Annotated in this window: 6 protein-coding genes and 1 pseudogene; 3 read left to right on the forward strand and 4 right to left on the reverse strand. The window is 42.9% G+C overall.

Going from position 1 to position 11,349, the window contains the following annotated elements:
• Window positions 1-138: 138 nt before the first annotated feature.
• The gene (locus tag QUB10_RS32780; RefSeq protein ID WP_333207288.1) at window positions 139-327 is read right to left on the reverse strand and encodes a helix-turn-helix domain-containing protein; all 189 of its coding nucleotides are present in this window, start codon (window positions 325-327) and stop codon (window positions 139-141) included.
• A gap of 90 nt (window positions 328-417) precedes the next feature.
• On the opposite strand from QUB10_RS32780, the pseudogene QUB10_RS32785 reads away from it, so the two are divergent.
• Window positions 418-1,417 (forward strand): annotated as a pseudogene (locus QUB10_RS32785) (IS5 family transposase); the annotation flags it as partial.
• A gap of 301 nt (window positions 1,418-1,718) precedes the next feature.
• Here the strand turns inward: QUB10_RS32785 and QUB10_RS32790 are convergent.
• The 3 genes from QUB10_RS32790 to QUB10_RS32800 all read right to left on the reverse strand — a co-directional run bounded on the left by QUB10_RS32790 (window position 1,719) and on the right by QUB10_RS32800 (window position 9,593).
• On the reverse strand, window positions 1,719-3,746 hold the full coding sequence (locus tag QUB10_RS32790; RefSeq protein ID WP_333207289.1) for an adenylate/guanylate cyclase domain-containing protein: 2,028 nt from the start codon (window positions 3,744-3,746) through the stop codon (window positions 1,719-1,721).
• Window positions 3,712-8,412, reverse strand: coding sequence for a PAS domain S-box protein (locus QUB10_RS32795; protein ID WP_333207290.1), 4,701 nt, complete (start codon window positions 8,410-8,412; stop codon window positions 3,712-3,714). Before QUB10_RS32795 ends, QUB10_RS32790 begins: the two co-directional genes overlap by 35 nt.
• Window positions 8,413-9,083: 671 nt before the next feature.
• Window positions 9,084-9,593 carry a hypothetical protein gene (locus QUB10_RS32800; RefSeq protein ID WP_333154472.1) on the reverse strand — a complete coding sequence of 170 codons (510 nt, stop codon included), beginning with the start codon at window positions 9,591-9,593 and terminating at the stop codon, window positions 9,084-9,086.
• A gap of 77 nt (window positions 9,594-9,670) precedes the next feature.
• Between QUB10_RS32800 and QUB10_RS32805 the strand changes: the two genes are divergently transcribed.
• Both QUB10_RS32805 and QUB10_RS32810 read left to right on the forward strand, forming a co-directional pair.
• The gene (locus QUB10_RS32805) at window positions 9,671-10,588 is read left to right on the forward strand and encodes a histone deacetylase (protein WP_333207291.1); all 918 of its coding nucleotides are present in this window, start codon (window positions 9,671-9,673) and stop codon (window positions 10,586-10,588) included.
• A 319-nt stretch (window positions 10,589-10,907) separates the two neighbouring features.
• Complete coding sequence (locus QUB10_RS32810) at window positions 10,908-11,315, forward strand: hypothetical protein (protein ID WP_333207292.1); 408 nt, start codon at window positions 10,908-10,910, stop codon at window positions 11,313-11,315.
• The last annotated feature ends 34 nt before the right edge of the window (window positions 11,316-11,349 follow it).

Genomic DNA, 11,349 nt, shown 5'->3' on the forward strand with positions numbered 1-11,349 from the left:
TCGTATAAACCCACGGTTAATTGTGACTTTAGTGGCTAAAAAAGACTATGACATTCTTGATTTTATGATTAATAATATGTCATATTCTACCATGCTGTGCCTAGATTGTGAACTTTCTTTTTTTACTGTTACCCCGATTTATTGAGCGGATACAAATTTACTTACACCTAATATTTTGCTGATTTCATGGTAGATATTACCTGAAAGCACCATCCTTACAGCTATTGCTCGTTTTAGTTCTCTTGCATCGATATCGCTTTTAATGAAATCTTCTAATTGGGCTATTTCTTTTTCCAGATCTTTTTCTTGCAGTTGTAAGTTATTCATTTTTTTATGGTCACAATCAAGTATTGCATATAATTGTATCATAGTCTTGATAATGATTTAGGATTGCTATAGATGCAACTTGTGAAGCGCGCAGATATCACCTATCCAACTGACATAGGAATTCTCAATCGAACAAGAATGCAAACAGAAAAAATCGTAGATATCCTCTACGAGTCAATCAAAGACCAATGCCCGAAAAAACCCAGAACCTACCGCAAAAAAGCTCGTAAAGATTACCTAGCGATTGCTTTCGCAGCGCCGACCGACGCAGAGCAAAAAAAGAACAGCCCTTAAAAAGCAACTGCAATATATCAAAAGAAACCTAGCTCATATTGAGCAATTAATCGAGTTAGGCTCCCTTTTGGAGAACTTGAGTAAGCGACAATATAAACTGCTGCTAGTCTGTCAGGAAGTTTACCGCCAACAATCCTGGATGTACCAACACAAAACAAATAGAATTGACGAGAGAATACTAAGTTTAACCCAACCCCATGTTCGTCCCATAGTTAGAGGAAAAGCAGGAAAAGCCACAGAGTTTGGAGCCAAAATCTCAGCTAGCAGTTGTGACGGGTATATATTTATAGATCGAATTAGTTGGGATAACTTCAATGAATCAGGAGACTTAATAGCCCAAGTAGAAGCATTTAAAGAATTCACAGGACATTACCCAGAGTCGGTTCATGTTGACCAGATTTACCGCACACTGATGAATCGAGAATGGTGTAAAGAAAGAGGAATTAGGATGAGCGGTCCGCCCTTGGGGAGACGGCCAGCTCATGTGAGTAAAGCCACAAAGAAGCAAGCTAGAGAAGATGAAAAAGCCCGTCAGGCTATAGAAGGAAAATTTGGTCAAGCAAAAAGAAGATTTAATCTCGATCGAGTGATGGCTAAACTCGATAATACATCCGAAACAACGATTGCAATTGCTTTTTTAGTCATGAACCTTGTGGCAGGGTTATTGCGGTTATTGTGGCTTTTTGTGTGTCAATTTTTATTAATAACAACTGGAAAGAAGGCAAAAATTATCAAAAATTATGCCCTGGTATTACAACCAAAAGAAAAACTTAAGTTGAGCGTAGGCGAGCAATAGCGCGATCGAACTTTTTTGAGTTTTTTGGACTTATTCAGCAAGCCCTAGATAGTCTAAATGAAAGCTCATCACTCTAACTGTATTGGTTGATCTCTTTTACACCATAAACTCAGGAGAGCCCTTCTTTCTATCCCCTTATTCCGACTTCCTTATTCCGACTTCCTTATTCCGACTTCCTTATTCCGACTTCCATCGGACTGACATCCGTTACATCCGTTACATCCGAAGAAAGCTAATCCGTTGCCGAATTTCCTTTTTCCTTCTTCCTTCTTTCTTCTTCTTCCTTCCCAATTCCCAAATTTTACTTTTTTTGTAGCAACCAATAAGTCATCATATCCCCCTTACCTTTTACCGGAATCACGCCTCGCCTCTCAAACAAATACTTATCTTTCAAAAGCTCATAAGTAACATCAGTAACTTGAATGCTGCCTGCAAAACCCGTAGCTTCCATCCTCGCCGCTACATTCACCGTATCTCCCCACAAATCATACGTAAACTTGCTCACACCAATTACTCCCGCAACCACCGGCCCGGAATTGATGCCAACACGAATTGCCAGTTTTTCCCCTGTCTCGGCGCACAACTTTGCTATTTTTGCCTGCATTCCCAGGGCCATTTGGGCGATCGCCTCGGCGTGGTCATGTCTCGGCGTAGGCAGCCCCCCGACTACCATGTAAGCATCGCCAATAGTCTTAATTTTCTCCACACCGTATTTTTCAGCTAACTGGTCGAAGTGCGAAAAAATCACGTTCAAGCGCTTTACCAACTCGGTGGGAGACATTCTAGCAGACAACTCAGTAAAGCCAACAATATCAGCAAATAAAACACTTACTTGGGCAAAACTGTCGGCGATCGTGCTTTGCTCTGCCTTCAAGCGTTCTGCGATTGGTTTGGGTAAAATATTTAACAGCAACTTCTCGCTTTGTTCTTGTTGAACTTTTAGCGCTTCTTGTGCTAATTTGCGCTCGGTAATGTCAGAAACAGTACCCTCATAGTAAAGCAGCTCACCTTTTGAATCTCGAACAGCCCGAACATTTTCTGACACCCAAATCCGGCGCCCGTCTTTGCGACATACCATAGATTCAAATCCCGAAACGGCATTTTCAGTATCCATAGCAGCCACAAATTCGAGGCGGCGTTCCGGGTCAACGTAAAGTTGCTGAGCAATATTTTTAATCTCGGACATCAGTTCTTCTGGCGATTCGTAGCCGTACAATTTTGCCAAAGCTGGATTAGCGCTGAGATAGCCTCCTGAAGGCGTGCTTTGAAAAATGCCTTCCATCGCATTTTCTACAATGCTGTGATATTTTTCTTGAGCAATACGCAACAATTCTTCTGCTTGTTTGCGCTGAATCAAAGAACCTAATTGAGTGCCGACCGCATTAAAAACGTCTATAAATCGTGCGTCTTTCCCACCAGACGAAATTTTAAAGAAAACTAGCACTGCCAATACTTCATCGCCTACCAAAATCGGCACGCCAAAACCCGCTTTGAATCCTAGTTCTAGTGCTATCTGACTTCGGAAAAAATGCGGGTAGCCCATGGAAATATCTTCTACCCATTCCGGTTGCTTGGAGGCCCAAACTCGTCCCGGCAGCCCTATATTCATGGCAAATGTCAGTTGTTCGCTTTGCCTGCGGAACGCCTCCATCCTCGCGTTGCTGGCATACCAGCCGCGGGCAGATTGCAGCACAGTTCCTTCTGCATCGGGAATCCAAGCTTCTCCTACATCCCATCCGATTGTTTCGCCAACTTGGTGCAGAATTACTTCTAAAGCTGAGTGAAAGTCTAGAGCTTCGCCGATCGCCCGCGTAGTTTCCAGCAAAAACCGGATTGATTCTTCAGCCCGCTGCCGTTCTGCGATTTCTTCCTGCAATCTAGAATTGCGATCGTGCAGTTCCCTAGCTTGCTGTTGCAGTTTGGATTGCAGCAAACGAAGGGAAAGTTGATTTTGGACGCGGGCTAAGACTTCTTCTACTTGAAACGGTTTAGTAATATAATCCACTCCTCCTACTTGAAAAGCTTTAACTTTTTCCAGCACGTCATCTAGGGCACTAATAAAAATTACTGGAATATCTTTAGTTTGTTGGCTTAACTTTAACTTCTCACAAACTTCATACCCGTTCATTTGCGGCATATTAATATCTAGTAAAATTAGATCTGGAGGAGATATTTGTGCCCCTTGCAAAGCCAAGTGTCCGTTAATAGCCTTCCTGACATGATACCCGTGACATGTCAGCATAGTCGATAAAAGTCGCAAATTATCCGGCATATCGTCAACGATCAGAATGTCTTTAGGAGTCGCTGGTAATGGATGGTCGTTCATCATAATATAATTGAGTTAAATCGATAATGATATCTATCCGAAAATTATCGACTAAATCTGTTAAAGCGTTAGCGAGATTTGCCTCAGTTTCGGGAATTTGCTCGATGAGTTCGAGGATGCGGTTGTCATCAACACAAAGTGCTGCTCGGTGCAACTCGACCACCCAGTCTGTGGGCATTACACTCAAATCCTCGGGGGTCAAACTTTTAAGCAGCGTCGGTGTTGAAAAAGAAGTAGATAAGTTTTCTTTCTCATAAATATAACGCAGGTTGAGATGATGCGCTATCTTTTCAAAGAGTACCTCTTCCCGAAACGGTTTACATATCAAATCGTTACAACCAGCAGACAAAATTATTTGCCGCTGCTCGTCAAAAGCACTAGCCGTCAAGGCAATAATTATTGTTTTTTTACCTTCTAGAGTTTTCTTAATCTGTCTGGTCGCTTCATACCCATCCATCACGGGCATCAGCATATCCATTAATATCAAGTGCGGCTTCCAAGTTGAATTCAAAGCAATTGCTTCTTGACCGTTAGTTGCTTCCCGGACTTCAAATCCCAGGGGTACCAGCAGCTTAAGCAGCAGTTGGCGATTTTCCGCTACATCTTCAACTATTAATATCCGATAAGTGTCTTGCCCTGCTTCTAAAGCAATAACTTGTTTAACCGTCGATTTTTCTTGTTCATCACTTTCTGTTACTAAGTTAACCCAGATATTAAAGCTGAAAGTTGTGCCTTTGCCTAGTTGACTTTCTACAGCAATATCACCTCCCATAATCCGAACAAACTGTTGGCTAATCGGCAACCCCAGACCCGTTCCCTGCATAGATTTTCGACCTGTTTCGGTTTGTACAAAGGGCTTAAATAATGTGGAAACTTCCAAGGGAGAAATGCCGGGTCCCGTGTCGGCAATTTCAAAATACAATTGGGATTTGTTTTCTTCTGTGGCGTCTTTTTCAGCTTTGCTGCTGACGCGCAAAGTAACGGTTCCCTGTTGAGTAAATTTAATCGCATTGCCGATTAGGTTAATTAAAACTTGCCGCAATTTAGCTTCGTCTGTTTGAATGTACTGCGGCAAATCATCGGCCTTTTCAAAGATTAGGTGCAAACCTTTTGAGTTGGCTTTTAGTTGCAGCATTTCTTTGAGACTGTTGAGAAGGTTGTAGAGATTGAAGCTGCTGGGATTGATAGTAATTTGACCTGCTTCTATTTTGGACATTGACAAAACATCATTGATGAGTTCCAGCAAATGTTCGCCACTGCGGTTAATAATTTCTATGTATTCTTTTTGTTCTTCCGTGATAGAACTGTTGCGGGCCATGACTTGGGAAAAACCGAGAATGGCGTTGAGAGGTGTGCGAAGTTCGTGGCTCATGGAAGCTAGAAATTGGCTTTTGGCGCGGTTGGCAACTTCGGCGTTTTCTTTGGATTTCATCAGTTCTATGGACTGCCTTTGAGTGCGGGCGAGCAATTCCGCTTGCTGTAATGCTACTCCTAGCTGAGTACCTACATCAACTGCAACGTTGATTTCTGCTTCACTCCACTGGCGGGGGGCAGAATTTTGATAGGATGCTAGTAATCCCCAGAGCTTTTTGCCAGAAAATATTGGTACAATAATGTAGGATTTAGCTTGAAATCTTTCTAGCAATTGGATGTAACAATTATCGAAACCTTGCTTGTAAATATCTGGGACACAAAGGTAAGTTGTACCTCGGCTGTAGGCTCCGCCTTGGGTTTGTTGCAAATAGGTATCGCGTACTTCTTGTGAGGGGCTATCTAATTCTTTGACGACGCAACGGTCGCTGTTTAAAGCGCCTTCAGTAAGGTGAGAATCGATCTCCTGTGATTGGATGAAAGAAACCCACTTGCGGTCAAGGGATTCGGCTACAAATTCGCCGCTCCAGTCTGGATTGAAACGGTAAATGGCGACTCGATCGCACTTCATGGTTTGGCGCAATTCTCGGGTTGTGGCGTGAAAAATTTCTCGGATATCTAAAGTCTGCCGCATTCTTTCAATGATGCGGGCGATCGCTCTTTGTCGTAAAGCACTTTCTTGCAGTTCGGTTTCTGCTTGCTTGCGTTCGGTAATATCTACAGCCATTAAAGCAATGCCGATTGCTGTACCGTTATCGTCAATTAGTTGAGTATTGTACCACTCGCAGATGATAATTCTGCCGTCTTTAGTCAGATTTTCGGTAGTGCCGCTGGATTTGGGGTTCAAGTCGTGATTGAAAATCTCAGATAATTGCCGGTGGTAGCTTTCAGGTACGATCAAATCGGAGGCAACTCGACCAATCGCTTCTTGCTCACTGTAGCCAAAAATAGCAACGGCTGCGGGATTCCAAGTAATAATTTCAAAATTGAGGTTTAACTCGATAATGGCGATCGGCGTTTGCTGCAATAAAAATGAGATTCTTTGTTGGGACTCTAGCAGTTTTTCTTCGGCTAATTTGCGGTCTGTGATGTCATTAGCAGTGCCGAGAATTTGTTTAGGTTTACCATCGCTTGTTCTGAGAAATACTGTATCCCAACTGTGCATCCACCGCCATTCACCGTTTTTGTGTTTCATTCGGTATTGACATTCAACGACATCACCGTCTTTGGCTTGATCAACTTTTTGTACGCTATCAAAAAAATTTGGCAAATCGTCGGAGTTGAGCAGAATTGGCATCATTGCTGTACCCATATCTTGTATTTCTTGGGCGGTATATCCGAGCATCGTCGAAATTTGTCGATTGGCATAAACATTCCGCTGTTCAATTACATCGTAAACGTACAACAGGTTGGGATTGGAATCGGCGATTGCTTGAATGAAGTGCTGGCTTTCTCTGAGTGCGGATTCTGTTTGTTTACGAACGCTAATATCTCGCGCCACAATAATTACTGAATCTGGAGTCAGGGGAGAAACTTTAGCATCGAGGCAAACGTCGCGCTCTCCGACTTTAAAGCTATATTCAACATTGATAGTTTGCTTCGTTTTTAGAGCTTGTTGGATGGCATCTAATACTAAATCTGCTATAGGTTTCGGCAAGACTTCGTGGGCGGTTTTGTCAATCATTTCGCTGGGAGGTTTCACCAAATTCGTTGATGCTGTCGGGGCGATTTTGATACAGCGCCCTTCTGCATTTCTCACTAAAACTGTGTCAGTCATGGCGGCAAAAATCGCCCGCAATTCTGCTTCAGATTCTTGCAGAGCTTGCTCGGCGCGGACACGGGTGCGAATTTCTGCTTGCAGCACTTTATTTTGCCGATCGAGCTGCTGAATTCGGTTTTTTTCTCGTTCGATCAGTTTAGCTTGAGCGATGGCGAGCCCTACTTGAGCCGCCACAGCTTCTAATAAGTCGATTTCCTCGGAAGTCCATTCCCGGTAGCGATCGCACTGGTGCAAACAGATAGCACCGTTTGCCCGGCCTTGGTAAGAAGTGCGAATTGCCAGCATCGATTTTAACCCAACCTTCTGGCAAATCGGTTGAACAGCTTGCAACAGAGGGTCTGAATAAACATTGTTGGAGGCGATCGCCAGATCTTGTATCATCATTTGTATGACGTGAGGATTGCCCCAAATTGGAACAGGTACGTTCCGAATAGATTCGCACTCGGGTTCGAGATACTCTGCCGCCAGAGGAATATCGACTTGGGGAGTAGTAACGTAAGTATGAATCAAACAGCGATTGACGCAGAATGCCAGACCGATTTGAGTTGCAGCTATTTGAAATATTTTTTCTGGCTGCAAGCTTGAGCGAATTTCTTGAGTTATTTTTGCAATCAGCAATTCTCGCTGAACTTGCCGTTCTAAAGCAGCTTTAGCTCCTGCCATTTCTATTTCCGCGTGCTTGCGATCGCTGATATCAAAAAGTACGCCATACCAAACAATATCGCCATTATCGCGCATTTCTGGTCGAGAATTAGATTGCAGCCATTTGAGTTTCCCCGACGGTGTAATAATCCGCCATTCAAAGGCAAAAGGTTCTAAGGTTTTGGCGCTAGTAGCAATTTTTTTGACCAGATATTCTAGGTCATCTGGATGATTTTGAGCGAAGCAAAAGTCAGGATTTGTTAATATTTCCTCACTCTCTAATTCGTAAATCTCCCGACAAGCATAACTAATATATTCAAACTTAAAACTTCCATCGGGCTTCTTGATAAATTGATAAAGAACTCCCGGTATATTGACCGCCAATTTCTGCAACCGCGCTTTGCTTTCCCGGAGTGATTGTTCTGTTCGCTTGCGAAATTCTACCTCTTGTTGCAGTTGGGCATTCTGCTGTTTTAATTGTTTTGATAGCTGTTGTATAGTCAATTGACTTTCGATCCGCACTAAAAATTCTTCCACTTGAAAAGGCTTAGTAATGTAGTCAACACCGCCGACTTCAAAAGCTCTGACTTTGTGAAATATTTCATCAAAAACACTCAAGAAAATAACCGGAATTTCCCTCGTTTTCTCGTTGGATTTCAGTCTGGTACAGACTTCATATCCGTTCATTTTGGGCATGGCAATATCTAGCAAAATCAAGTCTGGGAGAACGGTTAAATTAGCATTAACCGCCATTTCTCCCGAAATCGCCCGCTGAACTTTATACCCTTCTTTCGTCAATATGTTTGATATAAACCGCAGGTTGTGGGGCTGAGCATCAATAATTAAAATGTGAATAATTTCTTTGTCAAATATCATTTTTTGTCGGATTATTGTGAAGTTTTTAGTGCAAGCAGCAGATTGATGATTTAATAAATTTAGCGATGCCTTCCGATGAGCATTATTTATTAAACCTTTTCAGACTCAGCAAATAGAGGATTAACTTTAGATATTAGCCATCAACTAACGCACCTTCTATTTTGAAAAATTATTGGTTGCTTGTCTTAAGTTTCCCACTCAAATTAACCGTAGTTAACCATATTTTATTGCCGAAACAAATCCCCTTATTTGATGTCCAAATTAAGTTTGCAGAAAAACAATCATCGCTTAGGCACTCCAGACCAAAGCAAGCGGGTTTTTTAACTTTGTTCAAGGGCTGCGACCAAGTATTTTCGTACAACCCGGTTGATGCAGGACAGTTTTTTGCTTGACTTTTGCATTGCATTAAAAGTCCCAGGAGGATAACACCAGTTTCTTGACATTCTGCTGCCACATTCAAATGGTTTTAGCCGAGATACACACCGGGACATACGGCGAGGCGAAGAAACCGTTTTTTTTTACTCTTGTCGCTGCAACGAAGTATGGCTGTGAAAAACCTCGGTTTTGACGCACCCGCCCATCAGTCTTAAGATATTTATAGGGGACTAAGAGTATAGATCCATCCACCCCGCACCCAAAGCCTACCATATAAACTATTTTCTCGGTCTTTTCTAGGCCAGCAATTCCTTAAGTTTAGCAATATTTTCACTGCTCAGGTAAATTTTAATTTCTAGTTCTTGGTCAGATTCCCACAGCAGCAGCATATTATCTTCGCCCAAGGCGATTTCGGGATTGTTTAATTCAAGTGTTTGATATTTAACTTCGGGAATTCCTACGCGAATTACCAGTTCCGCTTCCAACTGAGGATAGATGTACAATTGCTGTTGCAAGTTGTCAAGTTCTAATTTGTCAACAGTGTTGTTACGTTGGACAGGAGAATCGGGTTTGTACCAATAGAGAGTTTGCTCCCGAATTTCGGGATTGACTATCACAAATTTTTCGTCAAAACGCTGGGGGTGCCAGTGAATTTCGCTCAGACCGCCGATTTGCGGAATCAGTCGCTCTACCCAGCTAATTTCTTTCCCGTTCAGGTTTCCCCACCACTGACTGATATTATCGAGATTGTCAGCATTTTCGGGGTGGCTGCTGCCGGACTGCCAGACTGTTTTTAGTTGTTGCATATACAGGTTCTCCAGCGAATTTAAATTTGAGCTTGCAGGCGTTCAATTGGAGATTCATTCGTTATACAATAATTTTAATGGACTTACCAATTATTTACCACGAAGATTACGTTGCACCTCTGCCACCGGAGCACCGCTTCCCGATGGCAAAGTTTCGGATGCTTTACCAGATGCTGCTCGCGGACGGAGTAGCAGATAAATCGCAATTTCACGCTCCCGAACTTGGGCCTCAAGAATGGATTGAATTAGTCCACGACCGCTGCTACGTTCAAGCTTACTGCAACGGGACGCTCGATGACAAAGCGACTCGGCGAATTGGTCTGCCTTGGAGTCGGGCCCTTGCTAATCGCACTTGCACTGCGGTTGCAGGAACTGTACTAACTGCAAAGCTCGCTTTAGAATACGGTTTGGCTTGCAATACTGCGGGCGGAACTCATCACGCCTTCCCTGCTTTTGGGTCTGGTTTTTGTATTTTTAATGATTTGGCGATCGCCTCTCGCGTCTTACAAAAAAATGGTTTAGTTCGCAAAGTTTTAATTGTCGATTTAGATGTCCACCAAGGAGACGGAACCGCCGTAATATTCCAAGATGACAGTAGCGTTTTTACTTTCTCGATGCACTGCGAAGTCAATTTTCCCGGCACTAAACAAAAGGGCGATTTAGATGTACCTTTGGCTGTGGGTATGGAGGACGACGAATATTTACAAACATTGGATAAATTCTTACCAGATTTGCTGTCAAATGTCAAGCCAGATTTAGTTTTGTACGATGCTGGAGTAGACCCTCATCACGGTGACAAACTGGGAAAATTAGCTTTAACTGATACGGGCTTATTTCGCCGGGAAATGCAAGTTTTGATGGCGTGTTTGGCTGGCGGCTATCCCGTTGCCTGCGTGATTGGCGGGGGCTATTCCGACGACATGAATGGGTTAGTTTACCGACATTCGCTGCTGCACCGAGCTGCCAGTCAAGCCTACAGGCAGTATCGACTTTGATCCAGCAAGAGTCCGGACACTTTTTCTATTGCCCAATGGCTTATTCTTACTTGACTTTGAGGCTAGCGTAAATAATGAAATCAATGTCATCTCTACCCCTGACGCGGCATTTAATTCGACTTTTTTATGCTGCTTGCCCTGTAAGGCTTGTAGTATAGTTCCAAAAACTGTGCGGAGTATTGACCCAGATTGGGGAGATTTAATATGGACTTCAGTATTCTTTGGCGATATGATTGCGTGTTTAGGGTGTCAATTAATACTAAAAACTGGCTAAAGTGGCATTAAAATAGATATATCGCATTCAATCCTAGTGTATTTTATGGACTCCAACTCGTTAAATATCACAGAAGATGGGGCCAAAGAACCGACTTTGATGCCCATAGACAAGCGCTACCTGCTAGTCCTCAACATCACAACATCCTTCTGCGACTCCAAAGGCTGCAGGTATCTCGATTTAATGTGGGCTAAAGACCTAACTCAACACTTTAAGTATTTGAAAAACTTCACGCTAGCATCTCCGTGCGTGCGAGAAACCCTCCCCGAAAATACCATAGAGGTGGATTCGGAAACATCATTTGCTGATGCTAAATTTATTGACCTTCCCTCCCCAAATAGCTTGGCCAAAGGAATATTTCTGCTGCCGGCAACGGTTGCCCAGCTTTGGGGCGCGATCGCATCTTCAGATGGTAGTAATAAATATGTAGTGAAGTTTAATTACAGTAATTGAATACATAGGATAATTTTATAAATAACACAATCAA

This window comes from Microcoleus sp. B5-D4 (assembly GCF_036705145.1).
In the GTDB taxonomy this organism is placed as follows: domain Bacteria; phylum Cyanobacteriota; class Cyanobacteriia; order Cyanobacteriales; family Microcoleaceae; genus Microcoleus.